This is a genomic window from Streptomyces sp. SLBN-118, assembly GCF_006715635.1.
Taxonomy (GTDB): domain Bacteria; phylum Actinomycetota; class Actinomycetes; order Streptomycetales; family Streptomycetaceae; genus Streptomyces.
In genome coordinates, this window is the sequence record NZ_VFNP01000002.1 from 759813 (window position 1) to 784241 (window position 24429).

General features: G+C 70.2%; 18 protein-coding genes and 1 pseudogene. 10 read left to right on the forward strand and 9 right to left on the reverse strand.

Translation table 11 applies throughout. The annotated features are described in order from the left end of the window. The first annotated feature begins 11 nt into the window (after nucleotides 1–11). Entirely contained in the window at nucleotides 12–1001 is a 990-nt protein-coding gene (gene meaB / locus FBY35_RS21950; RefSeq protein WP_142215710.1) for a methylmalonyl Co-A mutase-associated GTPase MeaB, read from the forward strand. 142 nt (nucleotides 1002–1143) lie between these two features. Here meaB and FBY35_RS21960 read toward each other — a convergent pair. After that, nucleotides 1144–1368 (reverse strand): annotated as a pseudogene (locus tag FBY35_RS21960) (hypothetical protein); the annotation flags it as partial. Between the two features lie 158 nt (nucleotides 1369–1526). Here FBY35_RS21960 and FBY35_RS21965 point away from each other — a divergent pair. Next, nucleotides 1527–2279, forward strand: a complete 753-nt coding sequence (locus FBY35_RS21965) for a metalloregulator ArsR/SmtB family transcription factor (protein ID WP_142215711.1) — start codon at nucleotides 1527–1529, stop codon at nucleotides 2277–2279. Between the two features lie 70 nt (nucleotides 2280–2349). On the opposite strand, the gene FBY35_RS21970 is transcribed toward FBY35_RS21965, so the two are convergent. Next, nucleotides 2350–3561, reverse strand: a complete 1212-nt coding sequence (locus FBY35_RS21970; RefSeq protein ID WP_142215712.1) for a DUF2993 domain-containing protein — start codon at nucleotides 3559–3561, stop codon at nucleotides 2350–2352. Nucleotides 3562–3710: 149 nt separating this feature from the next. On the opposite strand from FBY35_RS21970, the gene FBY35_RS21975 reads away from it, so the two are divergent. From FBY35_RS21975 to FBY35_RS21985, 3 genes are read left to right on the forward strand one after another with little or no spacing between them, the layout of a single operon-like run. After that, complete coding sequence (locus FBY35_RS21975) at nucleotides 3711–4322, forward strand: putative glycolipid-binding domain-containing protein (RefSeq protein ID WP_142215713.1); 612 nt, start codon at nucleotides 3711–3713, stop codon at nucleotides 4320–4322. 13 nt (nucleotides 4323–4335) lie between these two features. Then, the gene (locus FBY35_RS21980) at nucleotides 4336–5676 is read left to right on the forward strand and encodes a 6-phospho-beta-glucosidase (protein WP_142215714.1); all 1341 of its coding nucleotides are present in this window, start codon (nucleotides 4336–4338) and stop codon (nucleotides 5674–5676) included. A 10-nt stretch (nucleotides 5677–5686) separates the two neighbouring features. After that, on the forward strand, nucleotides 5687–8734 hold the full coding sequence (locus FBY35_RS21985; RefSeq protein ID WP_142215715.1) for a glycoside hydrolase family 38 C-terminal domain-containing protein: 3048 nt from the start codon (nucleotides 5687–5689) through the stop codon (nucleotides 8732–8734). Here FBY35_RS21985 and FBY35_RS21990 read toward each other — a convergent pair. Further along, on the reverse strand, nucleotides 8731–9669 hold the full coding sequence (locus tag FBY35_RS21990) for a lytic polysaccharide monooxygenase (RefSeq protein WP_142215716.1): 939 nt from the start codon (nucleotides 9667–9669) through the stop codon (nucleotides 8731–8733). The two genes, FBY35_RS21985 and FBY35_RS21990, sit on opposite strands and share 4 nt — an antisense overlap. 217 nt (nucleotides 9670–9886) lie before the next feature. Here FBY35_RS21990 and FBY35_RS21995 point away from each other — a divergent pair, with 217 nt between their 5' ends. The 4 genes from FBY35_RS21995 to FBY35_RS22010 all read left to right on the forward strand — a co-directional run bounded on the left by FBY35_RS21995 (nucleotide 9887) and on the right by FBY35_RS22010 (nucleotide 14806). Next, on the forward strand, nucleotides 9887–10714 hold the full coding sequence (locus FBY35_RS21995; protein ID WP_142215717.1) for a hypothetical protein: 828 nt from the start codon (nucleotides 9887–9889) through the stop codon (nucleotides 10712–10714). Between the two features lie 68 nt (nucleotides 10715–10782). Further along, nucleotides 10783–13140 carry an FHA domain-containing protein gene (locus tag FBY35_RS22000; RefSeq protein ID WP_142215718.1) on the forward strand — a complete coding sequence of 786 codons (2358 nt, stop codon included), beginning with the start codon at nucleotides 10783–10785 and terminating at the stop codon, nucleotides 13138–13140. A gap of 14 nt (nucleotides 13141–13154) precedes the next feature. Then, nucleotides 13155–13787 carry a hypothetical protein gene (locus tag FBY35_RS22005; RefSeq protein WP_260848780.1) on the forward strand — a complete coding sequence of 211 codons (633 nt, stop codon included), beginning with the start codon at nucleotides 13155–13157 and terminating at the stop codon, nucleotides 13785–13787. Continuing rightward, a complete protein-coding gene (locus FBY35_RS22010; RefSeq protein ID WP_142215719.1) occupies nucleotides 13787–14806 on the forward strand; it encodes a serine/threonine-protein kinase in 1020 nt (339 codons plus the stop codon). Before FBY35_RS22005 ends, FBY35_RS22010 begins: the two co-directional genes overlap by 1 nt. 19 nt (nucleotides 14807–14825) lie before the next feature. Here FBY35_RS22010 and FBY35_RS22015 read toward each other — a convergent pair whose 3' ends face one another. Then, entirely contained in the window at nucleotides 14826–16094 is a 1269-nt protein-coding gene (locus tag FBY35_RS22015) for a streptophobe family protein (protein ID WP_142215720.1), read from the reverse strand. Nucleotides 16095–16307: 213 nt separating this feature from the next. Here FBY35_RS22015 and FBY35_RS22025 point away from each other — a divergent pair, with 213 nt between their 5' ends. Continuing rightward, nucleotides 16308–17516, forward strand: coding sequence for a DUF6777 domain-containing protein (locus FBY35_RS22025; RefSeq protein WP_186357032.1), 1209 nt, complete (start codon nucleotides 16308–16310; stop codon nucleotides 17514–17516). A gap of 99 nt (nucleotides 17517–17615) precedes the next feature. Here the strand turns inward: FBY35_RS22025 and FBY35_RS22030 are convergent, their stop codons facing one another. The 5 genes from FBY35_RS22030 to FBY35_RS22050 form a co-directional block, all read right to left on the reverse strand. Beyond that, entirely contained in the window at nucleotides 17616–18533 is a 918-nt protein-coding gene (locus FBY35_RS22030; protein WP_160159312.1) for a GNAT family N-acetyltransferase, read from the reverse strand. A gap of 74 nt (nucleotides 18534–18607) precedes the next feature. Beyond that, nucleotides 18608–20146, reverse strand: a complete 1539-nt coding sequence (locus FBY35_RS22035) for an amino acid permease (RefSeq protein ID WP_142215721.1) — start codon at nucleotides 20144–20146, stop codon at nucleotides 18608–18610. A gap of 71 nt (nucleotides 20147–20217) precedes the next feature. Then, nucleotides 20218–21174 carry a hypothetical protein gene (locus FBY35_RS22040; RefSeq protein WP_142215722.1) on the reverse strand — a complete coding sequence of 319 codons (957 nt, stop codon included), beginning with the start codon at nucleotides 21172–21174 and terminating at the stop codon, nucleotides 20218–20220. A 432-nt stretch (nucleotides 21175–21606) separates the two neighbouring features. Then, nucleotides 21607–22974, reverse strand: coding sequence for a carboxyl transferase domain-containing protein (locus FBY35_RS22045; protein ID WP_142215723.1), 1368 nt, complete (start codon nucleotides 22972–22974; stop codon nucleotides 21607–21609). Then, entirely contained in the window at nucleotides 22967–24376 is a 1410-nt protein-coding gene (locus tag FBY35_RS22050) for an acyl-CoA synthetase (RefSeq protein ID WP_142215724.1), read from the reverse strand. Before FBY35_RS22050 ends, FBY35_RS22045 begins: the two co-directional genes overlap by 8 nt. Nucleotides 24377–24429: the final 53 nt, after the last annotated feature.

Here is a 24429-nt window from a genome sequence, read left to right on the forward strand (position 1 = left end):
CTGTGCCCCGGATGCGTCCCACGCTCGACATCGACACCTATGTCAAGGGAGTACGTGAGGGGTCGCGGGCGTACATCGCCCGCGCCATCACGCTCGTCGAGTCCACGCGCGCCGATCACCGTGTGCTGGCCCAGCGGCTGCTGACCGAGCTGCTGCCGTACTCCGGTACGGCGCGGCGGGTGGGCGTCAGCGGTGTGCCCGGCGTCGGCAAGTCCACGTTCATCGACGCCCTCGGCACCATGCTCACCGGCCTCGGCCACCGGGTCGCGGTCCTCGCCGTGGACCCGTCGTCGACCCGTACGGGAGGCTCCATCCTGGGCGACAAGACCCGGATGGAACGGCTCGCGGTGGATCCGGCCGCCTTTGTGCGGCCGTCTCCCACCGCGGGCACGCTCGGCGGAGTGGCCAAGGCGACCCGCGAGACCATCATCGTGATGGAGGCCGCGGGCTATGACGTGGTGCTCGTCGAGACGGTCGGGGTCGGCCAGTCGGAAACCGCCGTGGCCAACATGGTGGACACCTTCCTGCTGCTGAGCCTGGCCAGGACCGGTGACCAGCTTCAGGGCATCAAGAAGGGCGTTCTGGAGCTGGCGGACGTCATCGCCGTCAACAAGGCGGACGGCCCGCACGAGCGCGACGCGCGCTCCGCGGCCCGTGAACTGGCGGGTGCGCTGCGGCTGATGCACCCCGCCGACGCCGCCTGGACTCCCCCGGTGCTGTCCTGCAGCGCGCGGGAGGGCACCGGGCTCGACACGCTCTGGGAGCGCATCGAACAGCACCGGGCACTGCTGAACTCCACGGGCAGGCTGGCCGCGAAGCGCCGTGACCAGCAGATCGACTGGACCTGGACGATGGTCCACGACGAGCTGCGGGACCGGCTGCGCAGCCATCCCGGGGTGCGCGCGCTCGCGCCCGGCCTCGAACAGCAGGTGCGGGAGGGTGAGTTGACGGCGACGCTGGCGGCGGAGCGGATCCTCCAGGCGTTTCAGGGACCGCGCTAGCGGTTCCGGGGCGGGCGCGCCCGCCCCGGAACCAGGGGCTCAGGACGACGTCATGAGCCCGGCCCTGACCTCGCGGGCCGCGGTGACCACGTGCTCCAGTGACGCACGCACCTGCGGCCGGCCGCGCGTCTTCAGACCGCTGGTCGTCGTACGAGAAGTCTCCGGTGGGGACCTCGTGGACACCGGCCGCGGCGAGCTGCTTCCAGTTGGCCCGGCGCAGCCCTGCGGCCGTCTCCTTCAGGGCGTCGGCGTCGACGCGGCCCATCCAGTAGCCCTCGACGACTCTTTTCAGTTCCCGGTTCGGGCCCTGGCGGGGTAAGCCGTGGGCGGTGGCCCTGGATCCTGCGGCCGTGGATGTGCTGGTCACGGAACTCTCCTTCGCGAGTACTCGTCCGTGACCCCGGAAAGCTCGCGGGACGCGAAGGAGGGCAGCCACCGCCTGCCCGACCGCCGACCCGCCCACGAGGTCACCGAGCCTAGGAGCCGCATTGACAGGTGACCAAATGGTCACCTATTTTGGAATGCATGGACGAAGTGTTCAAGGCGCTGGCCGACCCGACGCGCCGCAGCCTCCTCGACGAGCTGTTCCGTCAGGACGGACAGACGCTCAGCGCACTCGAGGCACGCTTCGACATCAGCCGCTTTGGCGTGATGAAGCACCTCAAGCAGCTCGAGGAAGCGGGCCTGATCGTCACCAGGCGCCGCGGCCGGGAGAAGCTCCACTTCCTGAACCCCGTCCCTATCCGGCTCGTCCACGACCGGTGGGTGAGCAAGTACGCGGAACCCTGGGCGGCCGCACTCAGCGGCCTCAAGAGCCGACTGGAGAGCCCCATGGAAAAGGTCTTCGAGATTTACATCCGCACCACCCCCGAGCGCCTCTGGGAGGCGATCACCGACCCCGAGATCCGGAGCAAGTACAACTTCGGCATGCGGGTCACATCCGACTGGAAGCCCGGCGGGCGCCTGGAGATGAGCTCCCCCAAGGCCGAGGGCCTGCTCGGCGAGGGCGAGATCCTCGAGATCGATCCACCGCGCAAGCTCGTCCAGAGCATGGTCGCGCTCTGGAGCGACGAGGTGAAGGCCGAGGGGACCTCGAGGGTCACCTGGGACATCGAGCCCGTCGGCGACTCCTGCCGGCTCACCGTCACGCACGACCAGCTGCGCGAGGGTGCGAACGCTGAGCTGTACGGCGGCTGGCCGATGATCCTCTCCGGCCTCAAGACCTGGCTGGAGACGGGCGAGCTGCTGACCACGCCGGGCTCACTGATGTACACCTGAGCCCGGGCGACCCGCTCTTCCGGTACGGCTGTGCGCGGTGGGCTCCGTACCGGAAAAGCGGCCGATCGCCTCAGGAACCGCCGGACTGCCCGACGCGCAGGCCGGATCCCACCACGCGCGCCGTGATGCCGTCGCGCTCCACGGTGATGTCCTGGAGCCGCAACTCCTTGAGTGAGTGAGGCAGTTCGAAGGAGAGCGAGAGCCGCTCCGACAGCTCCGGCGGCTTGAGGGCGAGCAGCGCCTCGACCAGACCCGGATCGATGCCCACCTTCCGCAGCAGTTGCGGATGCTCCAGCACGACATCGACGAGATTGACCTTCATCAGCCGCTCGATGAACTTCGGGGCATTGGTGAGCCGGTGGAACTCCTCCTCGCTCCGCAGTGCCCGGCGCACATACTCCTTGGGCACTCCGAGCCGGTCCACGATCGCGGGCACCGCAAGCAGTGCCTTCAGCCGGGCGCCCTCGCTGCTGATCCGCTCGGCAGCCTCGCGGTGCAGCCGCAGGCCGGAGTGATCCGGGTCGCTGCCGGGCCGGTAGGTGGCCACCCCGGGAAGGTCGAGCTGCATACCGTCCAGAGTGGTGGTGAGGGAGCGCTCGTTGTCGCGCTGGATGTGCGCCTGCGCCCGGACTCGCAGGTCCTGGCCCGCGACGGCGAGTTCGCCGTTCACCAGGACCGCGTCCGCGCCACTGCCGGTGAACTTCACCTGTGAGGCGCCCAGTTCACGGTTCAGATCGTCGAAGGACAGCAGCACCTCGCCGTCCAGATCGCCGATGACGGCGCCCTTGATCGAGGTCGGGGCGTCTTTGACTATGCGTACGTCCTTGGCGGTGGCCCGCACCTCGGCCAGCGAGACACGATCGGCCGAGACGTCCGGCACGGTGACATCGACCCGGTCGATTCGCCCGTCGAGCAGCTGGGTGAGGAACGGAAATCCGTGAATGTCCACGTCGGGCCTGGTGGCGAGCCCGAGGGACTGCTGGATCTTGTCCGCAGCCCTGCTCTGCGCGTAGTACTCCGCGAGCCGGTCGGCGAGCAGCAGACACAAGGTGCACAGCACGGCCGCGGCGGCCAGCTTCACCACCGCGGGCAGGGCCCCGAACCGGCTCCTGCCACGGTGGTTGGGCGGTGTCCAGTCGTCGTCGTCCGGGTCGCAGGTGAGCCCGAGCTCCAGTGGGTCCTTCGGGTCGTAGACGCTGAAGTCGGGCTCGGGATCATCCAGTTGAGCGAGTTCTTCGTACGGATTGCGTGGATGCGCTGATATGCGTGTGGGGGGTCGCATCGCCTCATCCCACCACGCGGGCCACCCTCGAACGCAAGTCCTACTACCGATGGGTAAAGATTTGAGCCAAAGATCGGCGACTCTGCGGCGGTGACGTCGTGGCGCGCGTCACCCCGCCTGCCGCGCCGCGGGCTCATTAGGCTGAGGAAATGGTCACGTCGCACGTCCTCACATGGGAAGTCACCGCGAGTCAGGGTTACGAGACCTCATGGATCGAGTTCCGTGGCTCAGCACTCCAGGCCCGCGGACGCGCGGTCGGAACTCGGCCGGATGTCTACTGGATCTCGTACGACCTCGACACCGGCGAGGATTTCGTGACCCGAGAGCTTCATGTTCGCGCCGCGACCGCCCACGGTTCGCACGAACTGCGGCTGCTGCACGACGGCTCCGGGCGGTGGACCGCCGGCGGAAAGCACCTTCCCGAGGTCGACGGCGCGCTCGACTGCGATCTGGGACTGTGTCCCCTCACCAACACCATGCCTGTGCTGCGGCACGGGCTCCACCGGACGCCGGGCGAGCGGACGTTCTTGACGGCCTGGGTATCGGTGCCCGATCTGAGCGTGCGCGCCTCCCGGCAGACCTACACCCATCTCGGGCGCAGCGAGACCGGTGCGCTCGTCCGCTTTGCGTCGGGCGACTTCCGCAGCAATGTGGAGTTCGACGCGGAAGGGCTCGTGATCGACTATCCGGGTCTGGCCCACCGCATGTCGGCAAGCGCCGGGGCACGACCGCGTGACCCGCGGCACGACGAGGCGGAGTGAAGGTGGCTGAGGTATGAGGCTCACGATCCTCGGCGGCGGGGGCTTCCGGCAGCCGCTCGTGTACGGCGCCCTGCTCGCCGACCACGCTGAGGGCCGGATCACCCGGGTCGTCCTGCACGACGTGGACGCCGCTCGGCTGACCGCGATCGCACGGGTCCTCGCCGACCAGGCAGAAGGAGTGGCGGACGCGCCGCGGGTCACCGTCACCACCGACCTCGACGACGCGCTGCGCGGCGCGGACTTCGTCTTCTCCGCCATCCGCGTCGGCGGCCTGGCGGGCCGCGCCGCGGACGAGCGGATCGCCCTGGCCGAGGACGTCCTCGGCCAGGAGACGGTCGGCGCGGGCGGCATCGCGTACGGACTGCGCACCGTCCCGGTCGCCGTCGACATCGCACGGCGGGTTGCCCGGCTCGCCCCCGACGCATGGGTCATCAACTTCACCAACCCGGCCGGTCTTGTCACCGAGGCCATGGCCCGCCACCTCGGCGACCGCGTCATCGGTATCTGCGACTCGCCGGTGGGACTCGGCCGCCGGGTCGCCCATGCCCTGGGCGCGGATCCCGCAACGGTCTCCCTCGACTACGCCGGCCTCAACCATCTGGGCTGGCTGCGCGGCCTGCGCGTGGACGGACGCGACGAGCTCCCCCGGCTGCTCGCCGACCCGGAGCTGCTCGGCTCCTTCGAGGAGGGCAGGCTCTTCGGCGCGGACTGGCTCCAGTCGCTGGGCGCGATCCCCAACGAATATCTGCACTACTACTACTTCAACCGCGAGGCGGTACGCGCCTGTCAACAGGCCGATCAGACCCGGGGCGCCTTCCTCCAGGAGCAACAGGCCACGTTCTACGCCAAGATGGAGCGGCCCGACACCCCGGCCCTCGCCGCCTGGGACCGCACCCGCGCCGAGCGCGAAGCCACCTATATGGCACACAACCGCGAGGCCGCGGGTGCGGGTGAGCGCGACGCAGCCGACCTGGAGTCCGGCGGTTACGAAAAGGTCGCCCTCGCCCTGATGCGGGCCATCGCCCACGACCAGCGGACCACGCTCATTCTCAATGTCCGCAACCGCACCACCCTTGCGGTGCTGGACGAGTCGGCGGTGGTCGAGGTGCCGTGCTCCGTCGACGCGCACGGCGCGCATCCCCTCCCCGTCTCCCCGCTGCCGCTCCACGCAACCGGTCTGGTCTGCGCCGTCAAGGCCGTCGAACGCGAAGTGCTGGCCGCGGCCGACAGCGGTTCGCGCGCGACCGCGGTGAAGGCGTTCGCCCTGCATCCCCTGGTCGATTCCGTGGCCGTGGCCCGCCGGCTCGTCGACGGCTACACCAGCGTCCACCCCGCGCTCTCGTATCTGAGATAGGAGCCCGCCCATGCACGACGAACGCCGCCGCATCGAGGAGCGCGTCGCACGCATCCTGGAGCAGCGCATTCAGCCCGCCGTCCACGCCGCGACGCTCCCCCTCTCCGTCGCGGCCTGGGAAGCGCCGGACGAGCCGGTGTCGTTCGCCGAGGCGGCGTCCCGGACGTACGAGCCCTTCGCCATGGGCACCCGGTGGGGGCCGCCGTGGGGCACGACCTGGTTCCGGGTCCGCGGCGAGGTCCCCGCCGAGTGGGCGGGGCGCCGCGTCGAGACCGTCTTCGACCTCGGCTTCGTCGACGACCGGCCCGGTACCCAGGCCGAGGCCCTGGTGCACACCCTGGACGGCAGCCCGCTCAAGGCCGTCAACCCGCAGAACCAGTACGTACCCCTCGCCCGTCCGGCGGCGGGCGGCGAGCGGGTGGACTATCTCATCGAGGCCGCGTCCAACCCCGACATCCTCGCCGACGGCTTCGTCCCGACTCCTCTCGGCGACAGGGCGACGGCGGGCCGCGAGCCGCTGTACACCTTCTCCCGCGCCGATCTCGCCGTACTGGACGAGGAGGTGTGGCACCTCGGTCTCGACATCTCGGTACTGCGCGAACTGATGCTGGAGCTCGGTGAGCACGAGCCGCGACGGCACGAGATCATGCACGCACTCGATCATGCGCTCGACGCCCTCGACCTGGACGACATCTCCGGCACCGCGTCGGGTGTGCGGAGGCTTCTGCGGCCTGTGCTCGCCCGCCCCGCGCACGCGAGTGCGCACCTCGTGTCGGCGGTCGGCCACGCCCATATCGACACCGCCTGGCTCTGGCCGATCCGCGAGACCAAGCGCAAGACCGCGCGCACGTTCTCGAACGTGACTGCGCTCGCCGAGGAGTACGAGGAGTTCGTCTTCGCCTGCTCGCAGGCACAGCAGTACGCGTGGGTCCGCGACACGTACCCCAAGGTGTGGGAGCGCATCAAGAAGGCCGTCGCGGACGGTCAGTGGGCCCCGGTCGGCGGTATGTGGGTGGAGTCCGACGGCAACCTGCCCGGCGGCGAGGCCGTGGCCCGCCAGCTCATCCACGGCAAGCGCTTCTTCATCGAGCAGTTCGGCATCGAGACGAAGGGCATCTGGCTGCCGGACTCCTTCGGCTACAACGCGGCCTATCCGCAGCTGGCGAAACTGGCGGGCAACGAGTGGTTCCTCACCCAGAAGCTGTCCTGGAACCAGACCAACAAGCTGCCCCACCACTCCTTCTGGTGGGAGGGCATCGACGGCTCGAGGATCTTCACCCACTTCCCGCCGGTGGACACGTACAACGCGGTCTTCTCCGGCAGGGAAATGGCCCACGCGGTCCGCAACTACCAGGACAAGGGCCGCGGTACGCGCTCGCTCGCGCCGTTCGGGCACGGCGACGGCGGTGGCGGACCCACCCGCGAGATGATGGAGCGCGCCCGCCGGCTGGCCGACCTCGAAGGCTCCGCCAAGGTCAGGGTCGAGCACCCGGACGCGTTCTTCGCCGCGGCCCGGGAGGAGATCCCGGCCGACCAGGTCTGGTCGGGCGAGCTCTATCTGGAACTGCACCGCGCCACGTACACCTCGCAGGCCCGCACCAAGCAGGGCAACCGCCGCAGCGAACACCGGCTGCGGGAGGCCGAGTTGTGGGCGACTGCGGCAACGTTGCACGCCCCGGGCCACGCCTATCCGTACGAGCAGCTGGACCGGCTGTGGAAGACGGTGCTGCTGCACCAGTTCCACGACATCCTGCCGGGTTCGTCGATCGCCTGGGTGCACCGGGAGGCGGAGGCGGAGTACGGGCGGGTGGCGCGGGAGGTGGAGGCGCTGACGTCCCGGGCGCTGGCCGCCCTCGGAGGGGCCACCCCGTATGTCTTCAACACCAGTCCGCGCGCCCGGGCCGAGGTGGTCACGGGTCCGGACGGAGCCGCCGTCTACACCGAGGTCCCCGCCGGCGGCAGCGCCCCGCTCGGCACCGGGACCGCCCCTCAGCCCGTCTCGGTGGCGGACGGTGTCCTCGACAACGGCCTGGTACGCGTGGAGTTCGCCGAAGACGGCACCCTCGCCTCCGTACGCGATCTCGTCGCCGGCCGCGAAGTCCTCGCCGCGCCCGGCAATCTGCTGCGGCTGCACAGTGACCTGCCCAACTACTGGGACGCCTGGGACATCGACAAGCACTACAAGAACCGCTGTACCGATCTGCTCGATGCCGAGTCGGTCACGGTCGTCGAGAGCGGCCCGCTCGTCGGCGCGGTACGGATCGAGCGGGCCTTCGGCAAGGGCTCACGCATCGTCCAGAGGGTCACGGTCAGGGCCGGCAGCCGCCGTATCGACGTGGAGACCGAGATCGACTGGCACGAGACCGAGAAGATCGTCAAGGCCGCCTTTCCGGTCGATGTCCGCGCCGAACGGTCCACGGCGGAGATCCAGTTCGGCCATGTCCACCGGCCCACCCACACCAACACCAGCTGGGAAGCGGCCCGTTTCGAGGTGTACGGGCACCGCTGGGTGCATGTCGGCGAGCCGGGCTACGGCGTCGCGGTCATCAATGACTCCACGTACGGACACGACGTCGCCCGCACCACCCGCGAGGACGGCGGGACGACCACCACGGTCAGCCTCAGTCTGGTCCGGGCGCCCCGCGTCCCGGACCCCGAGGCCGACCGGGGCATGCACCGCTTCACCTACGCACTTCTGCCGGGCGCCACGGTGGAGGACGCGATCGCGGAGGGGTACGCCCTCAATCTGCCGCTGCGCGTGGCGGACGCGGACCGGAGCATCGAGCCGCTGGTGAGCAGCGACAACCCGGCCGTGACGGTCGAGGCGGTGAAACTCGCGGACGACCGCTCTGGCGATGTGGTCGTGCGGCTCTACGAGTCCCACGGCGGCCGGGCGCACGCGACCCTGCGGGCCGGCTTCCCGCTGACCGGGGCGCGGATCACGGATCTGCTGGAACGTCCGCTGCCGGACGAGCCGTTGACCGTCGGGGACGACGGCGGGGTGGCGCTGACGCTGCGGCCCTTCCAGATCCTGACGTTGCGGCTGAAGCGGGGCTAGCGCGCGGCTCGGCGCCTGAGGACCACGGACAGGACCACGGCGAACAGCGCCAGCACGGACGCCGCCCCGCCGACGATCACGGCCGAGTCGTTCTCCCGTTCCGCCGCGGCCGTCGCGGAACGGCCCACGGGCTCGGCGGGCGGCTGGACGGCCTGCTGCCCGCCCACGGGGACGCCGGTCGGTGATGCCTCGCCGGTCGGGGGCCGGCTCGGCGGCAGCGTGGCCGGTGATGTGTCGGCGGGCGGGGCCACGCTCGGCTCCGGACCGCCCTGCGCGCTGTCGTCCGGCTCCTCCGGGTCGGCCATCACCACGTCCGAGCACGAGTAGTACGTGTCCGGAGTGCTGGAGTTCCGCCAGATCGTGTACAGAACGTGACGGCCGGTGAGCCCGTCCGGGAGCCTGCCGGAAATCCGGTAGGAACCGCCCCGAAGCTCCGGGTCGGTGGCCTTCGCGAATGGCACGGACTGCAGGTCGTCCCAGGTCAGCGGCTGGGCGGGATCGTAGCTCTGCTTGGTGAGATACAGGCTGAAGGTTCCCTCGTGCGGAATGGTCGACCGATAGGTGAGCGTGAACGCCGATCCGGCCGTCAGGGGCGTCGCCGGCCAGTCCGTACGAGGGAGGTCCAGGCCTTTGAACGCGTCAAGGCCCGCGCTGCACAGCTGTCCGTCCGGAATGAACTGCCGGTCTCTGCCGCGGACACCGGCGACGCGGAGGTTGTCCCAGTCCTCGAACGCCGATCCGCCATTGACGGCGATGGCGGCACGGCAGGCCGCCGACGCCCGCTGCACGCCCTGGGAGCTGCATGCGGCGACCCGGCTGACGGGATCGGTCGGCGCACCGTGCGCCTGGGCGGCGCCTGCGGTCGCGACGGTGAGGACGAATGGCACGACGCCGACGAGCGCGGCGGCAGCGGCAGTGCGACGATGGTCAATCATCCGCGGCATACCTCCTGGGTGGGCGGGGTGGCCTGCCGTGTAGTACGACGTCGCCCGGCGTAGCGTTCACTACGAGCCACAAACCGAGTGGAACGGCAGAAGATCCGTAGAACCGCGCAGGTGGCCGGTTCCAGCCCCGCGCCCTACCAGCCCACACCGGACGTCGGATAGACGTTCCTGGGCGCAGGGCTGATCCACAACAGCGGAGGTTTGCCGCATGAACCGAGGACGGACGAGCACCACCACACCCGGCAAGAGCCGCTTCGACGACATCTACAACCAGCCGGATCCGCGCGCCTACTTCGGCCGGCTCGCGCCGCTGGAGTACGAGATACCTCACCATGGCCAGAACGTGTTCCGCAGGGCCCGGGCCGACCGGGCCGCGGCGGGGGACACCGGCCCCGTCACGGTCCTCGATCTGTGCTGCTCGTACGGCATCAACGCGGCGCTCCTCAACCACGACCTCACGCTCACCGAGCTGTACGCGCACTACACGAACCCCGAGGCGCAATCCCTCACCACCGCGGAACTCATCGATCTGGACAAGGAGTTCTACGCCTCGCGACGCCGCGAGGACGCAACTCCTGCGATCGGTCTCGACTCCGCGGACCAGGCAGTGCGCTATGCCCTGGCCGTCGGCCTGCTCGACGAGGGCTACGCCGAGAACCTGGAGCAGCAGGCACCCAGTTCCCGGCTGAGGCGTGCCGTCGCGGGCACCGGACTGATCACGGTCACCGGAGGCATCGGGTACATTACCCGTCGCACCTTCGAAGCGCTCCTGGAGTGTGCCGAGGTCCCGCTCTGGGTCACCGCATTCGTCCTGCGGACGGTCGACTACGAGCCGGTGATCGCCGCTCTGGCCGATTTCGGCCTGGTCAGCGAGACCGACCCGGCGCAGACCTATCCGCAGCGGCTGTTCACCGGTCCGGCGGAACAGCGCAATGCCGTCGAGCAGACCCGGCTGGCGGGTTACGACCCGGCCGGTCTGGAGACCGAAGGCCGCTACTACACGCGGCTGTACCAGTCCCGCCCCCGCGCTGCCTGACCGGGCGCAGATCGGGGGCGAGGGATCCCGGGCGGGCGCATATGTGGACCAATCGTTAGAATTCGACCATGGGAGATCGGCCTGTCGCGCCGACTGCGCCCGAACTCGTCCTCGAAACCGACGCGGGCTCCACGGTGATGAGTCCGAGCCGGGACTACCACGTCGGGCGCGACCCCTCGAGCGACATCGTCATCGACGATGCCCGGGTGTCCTGGCACCACGCGGTGCTGCGGGCCGACGACGGGCACTGGACGATCGAGGACGAGGACAGCACCAACGGTACGTACACCGACGGCCGCCGGATCCACCAATGGGGCGTCGGCCCAGGCAGCGTCATCCGGTTCGGCAATCCCTCGGACGGGCCGCGTGCCCTGCTGATCGGCCGGGAGCCCCCGGCCGCCGTAGTGCGGGAGCCCGACCGCCCGTCCCAGGTGTCCATGCCGTTCGCTACCGGCACGTTCCGGCAGCCGACCACCGTACGGCCGCTGCCGGTACGCACGGTCCGCATCGGGCGTGGTCCCGACAACGAGCTGGTCATCGACGATCTGATCGTCTCGCGCCGGCACGCGGAGCTGCAGGCGCATCCGGACGGAACGTACGAGATCGTCGACCTCGGCTCGCACAACGGCACCTACCTCAACGGCCAGCCGGTCGACCGCGCGGCGGTTCTGCCCGGGGACATCGTCGGCATCGGCCACTCGGCCTTCTGTCTCGTCGGCGACGAGCTGCAGGAGTACGTCGACACCGGCGAGGTCTCGCTCGACGTGCAGGACCTGGCGGTGTCGGTGGACCGGGGCCGCAAGACACTCCTGGACCACGTGTCGTTTCCGGTGGGCGAGAAGTGCCTGCTCGCCGTGGTGGGCCCCAGCGGAGCCGGCAAGTCCACGCTGCTCAACGCGCTCACCGGGCTCCGGCCCGCCGACCGGGGCACCGTCCTGTACGACGGACGCGACCTGTACCGCGACTACGCGGAGTTGCGCCAGCGCATCGGACTCGTACCGCAGGACGACATCCTGCACGCGCAGCTCGCTGTGCGCCGGGCCCTGGCTTACGCGGCCGAACTGCGCTTTCCGCAGGACACCGCGAAGGCCGAACGACAGGCCAGGGTGGCCGAGGTGGTGCGTGAGCTGGGGCTGGAGCAACGCGTCGGCCAGCCGATCCACAGTCTGTCCGGCGGCCAGCGCAAGCGGGTCAGTGTGGCTCTCGAGCTGCTGACCAAGCCCTCGCTCCTCTTCCTCGACGAGCCGACGTCCGGACTCGACCCCGGCATGGACCGCTCGGTCATGCGGATGCTCCGCGGCCTCGCGGACGACGGCCGCACCGTCATCGTCGTCACGCACAGTGTCCTCAGCCTGGACGTCTGCGACCGGCTACTGGTGCTCGCGCCCGGCGGCCGGATCGCCTACTACGGGCCACCGGACGACGCACTCGCCTTCTTCGGCTTCGAGGCGTGGCCGGAGGCGTTCGAGGCCTTCGAGAACGACCGGGACCGGGACTGGGCGGGTACGTACCGCGAGTCGCCCTTCCACCGGCAGTACATCACCAACTCCATGGCACAGCCGGTGCTGCCGCCGGGCGAGGCGGCCGCCCATGTCTCGCCGCCGCCGAAGGCACAGAGCTGGGGGGCGCAGCTGCGGACCCTGGTGCGCCGGTACGCGGCCGCGCTCGGCGCCGACCGGACCTTCCTGATCATCATGATCGCGCTGCCCTTCGTGATGGGCGCGATGACCCGTGCCCTGGCCGGCAGCACGCTGACCCGCGAGACGGCGATGAACGCGCTGCTGCTCCTGTGCGTGGGCGGGGTACTGACCGGCGCGGCCAATGCCGTACGGGAGCTGGTCAAGGAACGCGTGATCTACCAGCGGGAACGCGCCGTCGGGCTGTCCAGATCCGCGTATCTGATGTCCAAGGTCGTCGTGCTCGGCACGATCACCGTGCTGCAGGCCGTCGTCCTGACGCTGGTCGGGCTGGTCGGCGTCGATCTCTCCGCCCCGGGCGGTGAAGGGGTACTGATGCCACCGCTGGTGGAGATCACCCTGGCCGTGGCAATGCTGTCCTTCACCGCGATGATGCTCGGCCTGCTGGTCTCCGCCCTGGTGCGCAAGGAGGAGGTCACCATGCCGCTCCTGGTGCTCCTCGCCATCGTCCAGGTCGTGTTCTGTGGCGCGCTGTTGAAGCTGGACGGGGTTCCCGGGATCGAGCAGCTGGCGTGGCTGGTGCCCTCCCGGTGGGCGCTGGGGGCGATGGCGGGAACGATCGGGTTGTCCCGGATCGTCCCGGGCGAGCTGACGGCCGATCCGCTCTTCAAGCACGACACCGCGGTGTGGCTGCTCAACATGGGCATGATGGTGGTGCTCTCGGTCGTCTTCGGATACGCGGTCGCGAAGCTGCTGCGCCGCCATGAACCCGCCATCATGCGGAAGTAGGGGCGGGATCAGAGATGACGATCGAGGACTTCCGACCGACACATGTCGTCCCCCAGGACGGGCTGCCCGCCTGGGAGGCTCCCGACGTGTCCCGGCCGACCGAGCCACTGGACCCGCTGCTGCCGGTGCAACTGCTGGAGCGGCGCGGGGACTGGGGGCAGATTCTGTGCGCGAACGGCTGGTCGGCGTGGGTGGACGGCCGTCTGCTGGTCTCCGTACCGCAGGAACCCCCGGCGGCCGGACGGCCGATGGCCCGTACGGCGGATCCGCGGCCGTTGATGGCGCGTGTCGAGGAGACCCTGGGCCAGTACCGCAGCGCGGCGGAGGACCTGGCGGCCGGGCGGACGGACGGCGGGACATTCCACCGCCGGACGCGGGGGCTGCGGGTGGGGATGGTCGTGGACGGCGAGTCGGTCTGGCTGTACGACGCCGAGCACGAGCGGTGGGTCTACTGCGACGGGACGCGGCTTCGGACCTACGCGACGCCCTCGGGGCCCGCGGCCGGGGCATCGCCGTCGGGGACCGGTACCGCGGCGCCTGCGGAACCGACGCGGGTGGTCGGCCGGGACGAGGTGGACCAGACCCGTGAGGTGCCGCCCGCCGGGGGCTCTCCCGGCCATCCGCCCACGCGGCCCGGTGAGCCCTGATGGCCGGTGCCCCGCGTGACACCGGCCTGCCCACGGGAAGGCCCTCGGAGCTGATCGGAAAGCAGATCGCGGGCTATCTCGTCGAGAGCGAGATCGGCCGCGGTGGCATGGCGGTCGTCTACCGCGCCAAGGACCTGCGGCTCGACCGCACGGTCGCGCTGAAACTGCTCGCCCCCGAACTCGCCCGCAACGACACCTTCCGCAAGCGCTTCACGCACGAGTCACGGGTCGCCGCCGCCATCGACCACCCGCACATCGTGCCGGTCTTCGAGGCCGGTGAGACCGACGGCATTCTCTACATCGCCATGCGCTATGTCGCCGGACAGGATCTGCGCGCTCTCCTGGATCGCAAGGGTCCGCTCTCGGTGCATGCGGCCGGCCGGATAGCCGCACAGGTGGCGTCCGCGCTCGACGCCGCCCACGACCACGATCTGGTGCACCGTGACGTCAAACCGGGCAACATCCTGGTCGCGGCGGGCACGGACAGCGACCACCCCGAGCATGTCTACCTCACCGACTTCGGGCTGACGAAGAAGTCGCTGTCGCTGACCGGGTTCACGACGGTCGGCCAGTTCGTCGGGACCCTCGACTATGTGGCCCCGGAGCAGATCTCGGGCCGTCCGGTGGACGGCCGGTGCGATGTCTACAGCCTGGCCTGTGTCGTCCACGAGATGATGGCGGGCGCCCCGCCCTTCCAGCGCGACGACGACATGGCGCTGCTGTGGGCCCACCAGTACGACCCGCCGCCGCCGCTGACCGAACAGCGCCCCGATCTCCCGGCCGCCGTCGACGCCGTACTGGCGCGGGCTCTCGCCAAGTCGCCCGACGAGCGGTACGACAGCTGCCTGGCGTTCGTGTCCGCGCTGCGCCTCGCCGGCACCGTGGCGCAGGCGGGCGGTGGCCACCCGCCGACGAAGGTGGATGTGGGCGCGGCCAAAGGAGTTCAGGAACCCGGTCCGCCGCCTCTGCCGCCGCAATGGGCGAGGCCGGCGTTCCCCGGGCTCGGGCCCGACGGGTGACGGCCGCCCGGCCGGCGGATCAGATCTCGCCCCTGCGATGCACGCGGGAGGCGAGCAGACTGCCGAGAAAGCCGGTGACCAGCCCCCACACGACGGCCAGGCCGAGCGCGGTCCACAACTGCGGCTCCAGCCTCACCACTCCGGCCAGTCCGCCGCCGAGGTCGCCGATGCCGAGCAGGGACAGGCCGTAGCGAGCGTCGACCGGGACGACCAGGCAGATGGTCAGCACCGTGAGGGTGAGCCCCACGGCCATGTGCACGGCGTGCTGCCAGGCCCGCATCCGGGCCGGTGAACGCACGGCCATCACGAACGCAGCGCCCAGCAGCATGACCGCGGCCACGACGACGAGCCACCACGCCCGCCCGTCGTAGTCGGAGAGCGAGTCGACATTGAGCGTGGAGTTCTCGGGCGTACGGAGAACCGAGTCGAGCACCTGCGGCATGGGCAGCCCGAAGGGGCCCTCGACCCTTCCCTCCCACGAGGCGCCGAGACCCAGGGTGAGGGCGAGCCAGACGAGGTTGGGCAGTCCGAGCAGGATCACGGCGAAGGTCTCGGCGGCGTGGCCGCGAGTGGCGGCGACGACGAGGCCGATGACCACGCCGACGACGACGTAGGCGAGGAGCAGCACGACCATGGCGAAGGCGGCCGGGCGCACCGACTCCTGGAAACGCACCAGCCGGGCGGGGAGCGGGGCCTTGCGTGACACGAGCAGGGCGAGGACGAGGAGGCCCGCGAGCCAGACCAGTCCGAGGACGAGCGTGAGCGGGATGTCGGCGCGGAACCCGACCTGGGGCGAGGCGTCCAGCAGATCGCCGATGTCACCGATGGTTCCTTCGCCGAGCGGGATGTCGAACGTGTGGCGGGCCAGGACCGCGAGGCCGATGAGCGCCAGGGCCCACAGCACCGCCAAACGGGCGGCCCAGCCCACGAGTTCACGGGTACCGGCGACGGCACGGTTGCGCAGGGGACGCAGAAAGCCGGCGGCGATGACCAGAGCCCCGGCGAGGGTGACCGACAGTGGCAGAACGTTGAGGTCGGCCTTGGTTTCGGCGATGAATCCGGCGTCTCCCGAGAGATCCACGGTGCCGCCGACGGCCATGACGGCGACGGCAGCGACGACGCTCGCGAAGGCGTTTCCGGGAAGGTCGGCGGCGCCGGCGGCCCACAGGCCGAGCGCGGCGGTTGCGAAGAGGGCGATCACCCCTGCGAGCACCGCAACCAGGGCGTCGCCCCAGCCCGGGGAGGCACGCGTCGTACGGCTGCGACAGCCCGTTTCCTGGAAGCTCACGCTGCCACGCTAAGCAGGGCCGCGGGGCGGCGCCCGCTGTGCTGGGCCGACCGCGTCGGCTTGCGGGCCGTGCCGGTGTTGAGCACACAATGGGCTCGGTATGCATGAGAGTGGGCGTTTTGTCCATGCCCGCATTCGCTGGCATTCCTGTGTCGAGTTTCCGGCGCCGAAGCACTCCCCCGCCGGATATTCCTACGCTGGAAGGAAGGGCCCGTGAGCGCCCAGCCGCCGTCGTCCGACCGCCCCACAGGACCCCCGTCCGGCCCCCTCTCGGGCCCGACGCAGCAAACTCCCACGCCACCGCCCGGAACTCCCCCGGGACCCCCGACCGGTGGTGGTGGCGGTGGACCGGGCGGACCCGGAGGAGGCGGCGGGCAGGCGCAGGGGCCGGGCCCGGAGCCCGAGCGCCCCTGGTGGCGGTCCGTTCCGCGCATCGCGACGGTCGCAGCCGTACTGGTCGCCGTCGTGGCGCTGACCCTTGTCCTGACGCGCCCCGGAGGAGGCGGCACCGCCGCCGCCGGGGAGATCGTCAGGGACCCCGTCAACGCGGCGGGCGAGGACCCGTACACGCCGTCGTCGGCGGACAAGGAGCCCCCTCCCAAGGATCCGCTCGCCCCGCCGGAGGGAAAGGTGACCGGCTCGGACGCAGGCGTCTACGGCGGGACACGGAAGACGGCCAGCTGCAACGTGGAGAAACAGATCAGCTATCTCGCCGCGGCTCCGGCCAAGAACAGTGCGTTCGCCTCGGTCCTGGGCATCAGCCCCGACCAGGTGCCCCGCTATCTGCGCTCGCTGACCCCACTCCGGCTGAGCTATGACACCCGGGTCACCAACCACGGTTACAAGGACGGCGGCCCCACCAGCTATCAGTCGGTACTGCAGGCGGGGACGGCCGTCCTCGTCGACGACCACGGCGTTCCGCGAGTGCGCTGCGCATGCGGCAATCCGCTCCAGGAGCCGAAAAAGGTGCAGGGCGACGCCCGGCTGACGGGCCCCACGTGGTCCGGCTTCCGGACCACGAAGGTGGTGCAGGTGCAGCCCTCCGTCACGGTGATCAATGTCTTTGTCGTCTACGACCCGCGCCGGGGGGACTGGTTCGAGCGGAAGTCCGGTGACCACGGACGCCACGACAAGAAGGTCCCGGCGCCGGTGACACTGCCGCCCACCTCGCCGTCGCCCTGCCCGCCCACGGGACACCCCTCCCCCGGGTCGAGCAGCCCCTGCCCCCCGACCTCGCCTTCCTCGAAGCCCCCGTCGCCCGAGTCCCCGTCCTCGGAGCCGCCGTCGTCGGAGCCGCCTTCCTCGGAGCCGCCGTCGTCGGAACAACCGGAGTCGGGCGCGTCGTCCCCTGAGTCGCCCAGCGGCTCATCGGCCTCGCAGCCCGACGCGGCCTCCTCTTCCACGCTCGCACCAGGGCTCTGACCTCGCGGCCCCGCAGGGTTCAACCACCCTGCGCGGCTCGGGCGTGTCTTAGAAGTCTCGCCTGCCCGCGGGCGGACGGCGCTACTTCTAAAACACGCCCTACCCGAGTTCGAGCGTCGTGACGCCGAAGGTGCGCTCCGCCCGGATCTCGGGGACCGGCCCCGTGTACATGCGCACCGTGTGAGAGCGCGCTTCCAGGCCGCGCGCCGTGGCCAGGGCGGCCGCAGCGTGCTGAGGTTCGGGGATGTCGATCGAGACCTCGTCCTCGGGCCCGAGATGCGCGGTGAGGGTGTCGAAGAGCGCCTCGGCGTCCTCGGGCGTGTCGGCGAAGAGCGGCCCGATACGGTGGCCGTCCCGGGCCGGCCGGATCACTCCGTAACCACTGATGCGTCCCTCGCGCAGACGGGCGTAGGCGACATGCCCCGCCGCGGTGATCCAGCGTGCGACGAAGGCGCGGCGGTCGGCGGGGAAGCACTGCCGGTCGTACGCCGCGATCGCGTCGAGATGCGCCGCGCCGACGGGCACGACGTCCTGCGCCGGGGCTGCGGCCCGCTCGGGGCGGCCTCCGTAGCGGAGGGTGTCGTTGGCGGACTTGAACCCGGCGCGCATGTAGGTGGGTTGCTGCTCCGGGACGGCGTCCAGCCCGACCGTGCGGGTCCCGGCGTGCGGGAAGGCGGCCCGCCAGGTCGCGAGGCCCAGACCCTGCCGGCGGTGGTCGGGGTGGACGAGGTAGTAGCCGAGGAAGGCGTACTCCTCCGAGTAGTTGACGATCGAGACGGCGGAAAGCGTGCGGTCGCCCAGGCGGCCGACGAAGAAGCCCGCGGGATCGGTGGGGTGGAAACAGGCCACGTCGCCGCGGCCCGGATTCCACCCCTCCTCGGCGGCCCACCCCGCCACCTGGTGCCATTCCTCCAACGAGGCTGCGGTGACGGTGAGTCCGCCGAAGCCGCCGGGAGTCGTCCCGGCGGTGTGCTCGACGGCGGCAGATGGCTGGGGGGCTTCGCCGAGGGGGTTCATACGGTCTGTCCGTCCCTTCAGATGGTGGCGGGTGCGGCCGCGGTGCGCGGCCTCGGGGGTGGTCGTGCTTGCGGTCAGATCAGGTCCATGGCGGCCACTTCGTCCGGGCTGCCGTAGCTGACCGGCCCGTGGAAGCGGCGGCGGGCAGTGGCGAACCACCACACCGTGGCGATGAGCAGCACCACTCCCAGTGCGATCGGCGCGTAGTTGAACGTCGTTCCGGTGATCGGAGAGACCTGGGGAAGCATGAACAGCGCACTGCTGAAGACGATCCAGGTCACGGCGATCACGCCCACCGGCTTGCCCCAACGCCCCAGGTTCCACGGTCCCGGCTCGAAGTCGTCGAGCCGCAGTCGCAGGAAGATCGGCACGCCGTAGGCGAGATAGAGCCCGACGACATTGACGCTCACAATGGCAGTGAAGGCCGTGTGGGACCACCAGGCGGGAATGATCAGCGCCATGGAGCATGCCGCTGCGAGCCACACCGCATTGACCGGTGTGCGGGTCCGCAGGGACACCGAATGCCACCAGCGGGAGCCGGGCATCGCCCCGTCGCGGGAGAAGGCGAAGATCTGGCGCGTATTGCTGGTCATGTTGGCGAGCCCGCAGAAGAGCATGGCGCCGATCACGATCAGCAGAAGCAGCTTCGCCGTCCCCATGCCCAGCGCGTCGACGAGAATCTGAACCGGGGGCGCGGCGGCGCTCGCCTCGGCGGCGTAATCGTGGATCGCGTACACCAGGGCGAGCATGAGGATCAGCCCGGCGCCCGCGGAGTAGGAGATCGCCCGCATGATGCCCTTGGGCGTGTTGACCGTCGCCCTGACGGTCTCTTCCGACATGTGGAAACTGCCGTCGAAGCCGGTGAACGTCCAGCTGGTCACGAGCAGACCCAGCATTGCGGCGTAGATGCCATTGGTGAAACCAGTGTTGTTCGCGAAATGAGTGACGAACGAGGCCGACTGATGGTGCGACGGTTTCACGGTCAGGGCGACGACGATCACCACCATGCCGATCAGCAGCCACCACACGGAGATCCGGTTGAGCGCGGCGACCAGTTGCACCGTGTACGTGTTGGCCAGCGCCTGGAGGACCAGGATCACCGCCGTGAAGAGCACCGTGCGCTGCGACGTCACCTCGTAGCCCGGCCACTGCATGACTATGAAGGCCTGGACGAAGGTGGCCGCCGCGTAACCGGTCGCGGCGGTGCCGCCCACCTGGCCGACGAAGTTCAGCCAGCCCGTGTACCAGGACCAGGCTCCGCGGTGCCGCTTGGCCAGCTTGCCCGCGGAGAAGTACAACGCGCCGCTGGTCGGGTAGGCGGAGGCGATTTCACCCATCGCCGCTCCGACGAAAAGCACCATGACGGACACGCCGATCCAGCCGAACACAAGGATCCGCGGCCCGCCTGCGCCCATGCCGAAGCCGAACGCCGAGAAAATCCCCGAAAGGATATTGATGATGGTGAAGGAGATGGCGAAATTGTCGAACGCCCGGAATCTGCGGGTGAGTTTCCGGGGATAGCCCATGGCGTGCAGTGTCGCGTCGTCGTCGAGGGCGACCGACTCCGCGTCGTGACGGTTTTTCGAGCGAAGGACAGACGTACGCTCGGACACAATCGCAGCCTTTCTCATTGGGGGTGAGAGAACTGATCGGCTTCATTTGAGGGACATTTCAGGCAGCTATGTCAGGCCGCATTGGGCACGGGGAGTCCGCAGGAGCGTCTCGCTCGGGTCAGCTGCTCGGCCGGGGCACCGAAAGCACTCCAGGGCATGCGAGAGGCATAGGGCCCCATCGCCGTGAAGACCTCCCGCGCCTCGAATTCGCGCTTGGACATGTAGAGCGCGTGGGCCAGGTACGAGAGGTCGAGTACGGGAGTGAAGCGGTAGTCGGCCACCGTGGGGAACCAGTTGTTGTAACTACCCCTCGCGGCGGTCAGCCACTGGGGCTGTTCCCAGGTGCGGTCGGCCAGCAGGGCCGAGGCGTCGTAGTCCTCGACGAGGGCGACCAGCGGCAGCAGCCTCAACGCGGAGGAGGCGGGGGCCCGGTGACTGAGGAAGGAGGCAACGTCCCAGCGCGCACTTGCCGTTCCGCCGTGGCGGGTGAAGAAGAAGGCCAGAAATCGATGGTGCGCCTCGCGGTGCCAGGGGTCGAGCCGGAGGATGTGGGCGAACAGCTGCCAGGGTCCGGGCGGTGCGGTCAGCAAGCCGTTGGGGGCGGGATCCCGGGGGCGTTTGAGGCGGGCCAGGGCCAGTTGTGCCACCCATGGAGTGGGGTCTTCCGGCAGCAGCATCGCCGCCCGTTCGCAGGCCGCCTGCGCTATCCCCACGAGCGTTCCGGCGCGGCGGTCGTGGGCATCGGCCATCCGTAAGGCCCGGAGCATCGCCACGCGTGCCCACAGCAGTGCCGACTCCGGGCCCGGCTCCTCGTCCAGCCACCGCTCGGCAAGATCGGAGTCCGCCGCCTCGGACGCCAGCACCAGGGAGCGATGGGCCCGCACTTCGAAATCGTGGCGCGCGTCCAGGAGGGCTTCGTGCGCGCTCAGGTACCGGCCCGCCTTCACGTCGATGCAGGCCTGGGCCAACTGGCGGTCGTCGGCAGCCGGATGCCAGACATACTGCCCCTCGAACGAGCCAGCAGTCATGAACCCCTCCCCGCTCCTGCAGACGGCACCACCCATGCACAGATTCCGGCCACGCAGAATTTAGCCGGATCCCTTCCATTGATCCACGGCAGCGAGCACACCCTACTCACCAACAAGTCATATCGAAAACAGCAGTCCGGTTGATCCACCGTCAACTAATTCAGGATTGCACTAACCTGGCCGCGACCTATTCCGCACCCCTCAACTCGGGGACATCCGTATGGCATATGCGCTTTTCCGTGACATCCCAGGGGGCGCTATCCGGGTGTCCCGCGCCGGTCCGGCTGCGCACGCGCCGCCAATACACCGCCAGTCGCACATATAGGCATGCGCAACCCTCTTGACAACGATGCCAGGCAGTGGTCCAGTCCTCCGCCCTCGGGGTATGCGCAAGGAGGCGGCACTGCGATGGCGAGCGGATCAACCTCCCCGTCAGCCGGTGGATACGACACCCCGGGCGATGCCCAGGTCCACCAGGTCCTGCGGGCGCAACCGGAGCTGTTCGGCGGTTGCGCGCGCCTGGTCCGGCCCGCGTTTGAGGATCGCCGCGGCGAGCTCCGGGGCGATGACGGAGAAGTAGCTGTCCGGTGTGGCCCAGGTGTTGCCGGGTGAGGCCAGCGCGAGCGCCCCGCCCGATCCGCCCTCGCCGATCACGAGGGTGGTGACCGGCACACGGGCGGCGGCCACCGCCGCGAAGGCGTCCGCGATCGCGGGTCCCGCTCCCGCGTGTTCCGCCGCGGCGTCATTGGCGGCGCCGGGAGTGTCGATCAGGGTGAGCACCGGTACGCCGAGACGGTCGGCGAGCCGGATGAGGCGGGCCGCGGTCCGGTAACCGGCCGGGAGTGTCGCGGTGCCGCACTGGGCCGCGTAGGCGATGGCCCGTCCCTCGCGCAGTCCGAAGCCGCACAACATGCCCGGGTCGACGCCTCCGGAGCGGTCGCCGCTGATGGCCTCGCGTGTCTCGAAGTAGTCGTCGAGATAGGCGGCCGCCCGCGGGCGGTCGGCGGAGCGGGCATGCTGGACGGCTTCCCAGCCGGTGGCCGGGAGTTCGGCGCGGCCGAGGGCGTGCGGCGGCGGGGCAGGGGCGTCGGACGGGGCGGTGAGCAGCGTCAGCCAGCGCCCGAGCGTCTGACGCAGCTCCTCCTGGGTTACGACCGCGTCGACATGGCCCGCAGCAAGCTGAGCCTCCGCCGTGTACGCAGCCGGATCCGCGTCCGCGGGGCGGACCCGCGAGCCCGCGAAGCCGATCTGGGCCCCGGGCAGCGCCAGGACGACATCCGCGCCTGCGCCCAGGGTGGCCCAGCCGCCGCCCGTCGACGGGTCGCGCACCACCGCGATCTGGGGCAGTCCCGCGGCGCGGGTGAGCGTGGACTGCCGTGCCACCCGCTGGAGTTGGACCAGTGCGCGCATGCCCTCCTGCATGCGGCTGCCGCCGGTGGCGATCAGCGAGACGAGGGGCAGCCGCCGCTCGCGCGCATGGGTGTACGCCGCCTCCAACCGGTCGCCGGTGCGCTCCCCCAGCGATCCGCCGAGGAAGCCGAACTCGAAGGAGATCAGCACCACTTCGATGCCGTCGACCGTGCCGGTGCCACAGATGGCCGACTCCCGCTCACCGGTGCGCAGCTCGGCGCGGGAGTGCTGCTCGTCGTAGCCCTGCCAGGCGATCGGCCCGTCGGCCACAGACCTGCCTTCGGACGCAGACCGGCCTTCGGGTGCGAACCTGCCTTCCGGCGCGGGCAGTTCGGTGAAGGCGGAGGACACCCGGGCGATGGCCTCCCGTGCCGTGAGCCGCTCAGACATGGAGAGCCCGCTTGATGATCTTGCCCATGTCGTTGCGTGGCAGGGTGTCGAGGAAGCGGACCTCGCGCGGGCGCTTGTGCGGGGCGAGTTGGGCCGCGACATGCGCGGACAGCTCTTCCGGGACGGGTGGCTCGGCCGGATCCGCCGGCACGATCCAGGCGACGATCCGCTCGCCCAGATCCGCGTCGGGCTCGCCGGTCACGGCCGCCTCGCGGACGCCGGGATGGTCGAGCAGCGCGTTCTCGATCTCGCCCGCGCCGATCTTGTAGCCGCCGCTCTTGATGAGGTCGGTGGCCTTGCGGCCGACGATCCGGACATAGCCGTCGGCATCGACGCTCGCCATGTCTCCCGTACGGAACCAGCCGTCGTCGAAGGCGGCCTCGGTCGCGTTGGGCCGGTTCAGATATTCCGTGAAGAGGCTGGGCCCGCGCACCTGGATCTCGCCGATTCCGTCACTCTCGTCGACCAGCCTGAACTCAACTCCCTTGAGGGGCAGACCGACTGTCCCCGGACGGGGTTCACCGTCGGCGCGTACGGAAGTGCTCATCAGAGTCTCCGTCATTCCGTAGCGCTCGATGACCCGCCGACCGGTCGCCGCGGCGATCCGTTCATGGTCGTGCACGGGCATCGGGGCCGATCCCGAGACCAGCAGCCTGGCACCGGCCAGGGCCTTCGCGAGCTGTGGATCGCCCGGCAGGGCTTCGGCGATGCGGTGATACATCGTCGGTACACCGAAGAGCATCGTGGCGCCCGACGCCAGTTCGCGTGCCACGCCCTGCGTGCTGAACCGGCCCAGGTGCCTCACCTCGCCACCGCGGCGCAGCGGCCCCAGGATGCCGAGGATCAGTCCGTGGACATGGAACAGCGGCAAGCCGTGCACCAGCACGTCATCGGCGGTCCACTGCCAGGCGTCCTCCAGTGCGTCCAGTGTCGAGGTGATCGCCCGGCGCGGCAGGACGGCGCCCTTGGGCGGTCCGGTGGTGCCCGAGGTGTAGACGATCAGGGCAGGCGCCTGCGGGGACGGCTCGGGCGGCAGAGGTGTTTCCGGTCCGGTGAGTTCCACGTCCGTACGCGGCAAGGCCGCGAGCGCCACAGGCAGTTCGGCCCCCGGCTCGGCCAGCACCAGTGAGGGCTCGCTGTCGGCGACGATGTGCGCCAGTTCGCGCTCGCCGGTCTTCGGATTGAGCGGTACGGCGGGCACGCCCGCGAGCAGCGCCGCGACCACACCCACCGCGGTCTGCGGTGCGGGCGTCGCCCACACCGCGACTCTCCGCGCGCCGGCCAGCCGTGCGGCAAGTGAGCCCCCGGCCGCGGCCAGTTCGGCATGGGTCAGCGTCCGGTCGCCGAAGCGGAGAGCCGGCAGCGCAGACCTCTCGGAGAGTGCGGGGAAGAGAGGGGACACGCGTCGTACTCCTTGCTGTCGTCGGACCGCTGTCACGATGATCCCTCCATCCG

Bases quoted from the DNA above. Each gene is read 5' to 3' on its own strand.
- meaB (WP_142215710.1), top strand. From the start codon at position 12: ATGCGTCCCACGCTCGACATCGACACCTATGTCAAGGGAGTACGTGAG.
- FBY35_RS21965 (WP_142215711.1), top strand. From the start codon at position 1,527: ATGGACGAAGTGTTCAAGGCGCTGGCCGACCCGACGCGCCGCAGCCTC.
- FBY35_RS21970 (WP_142215712.1), bottom strand. From the start codon at position 3,561: ATGCGACCCCCCACACGCATATCAGCGCATCCACGCAATCCGTACGAA.
- FBY35_RS21975 (WP_142215713.1), top strand. From the start codon at position 3,711: ATGGTCACGTCGCACGTCCTCACATGGGAAGTCACCGCGAGTCAGGGT.
- FBY35_RS21980 (WP_142215714.1), top strand. From the start codon at position 4,336: ATGAGGCTCACGATCCTCGGCGGCGGGGGCTTCCGGCAGCCGCTCGTG.
- FBY35_RS21985 (WP_142215715.1), top strand. From the start codon at position 5,687: ATGCACGACGAACGCCGCCGCATCGAGGAGCGCGTCGCACGCATCCTG.
- FBY35_RS21990 (WP_142215716.1), bottom strand. From the start codon at position 9,669: ATGATTGACCATCGTCGCACTGCCGCTGCCGCCGCGCTCGTCGGCGTC.
- FBY35_RS21995 (WP_142215717.1), top strand. From the start codon at position 9,887: ATGAACCGAGGACGGACGAGCACCACCACACCCGGCAAGAGCCGCTTC.
- FBY35_RS22000 (WP_142215718.1), top strand. From the start codon at position 10,783: ATGGGAGATCGGCCTGTCGCGCCGACTGCGCCCGAACTCGTCCTCGAA.
- FBY35_RS22005 (WP_260848780.1), top strand. From the start codon at position 13,155: ATGACGATCGAGGACTTCCGACCGACACATGTCGTCCCCCAGGACGGG.
- FBY35_RS22010 (WP_142215719.1), top strand. From the start codon at position 13,787: ATGGCCGGTGCCCCGCGTGACACCGGCCTGCCCACGGGAAGGCCCTCG.
- FBY35_RS22030 (WP_160159312.1), bottom strand. From the start codon at position 18,533: ATGAACCCCCTCGGCGAAGCCCCCCAGCCATCTGCCGCCGTCGAGCAC.
- FBY35_RS22040 (WP_142215722.1), bottom strand. From the start codon at position 21,174: ATGACTGCTGGCTCGTTCGAGGGGCAGTATGTCTGGCATCCGGCTGCC.
- FBY35_RS22045 (WP_142215723.1), bottom strand. From the start codon at position 22,974: ATGTCTGAGCGGCTCACGGCACGGGAGGCCATCGCCCGGGTGTCCTCC.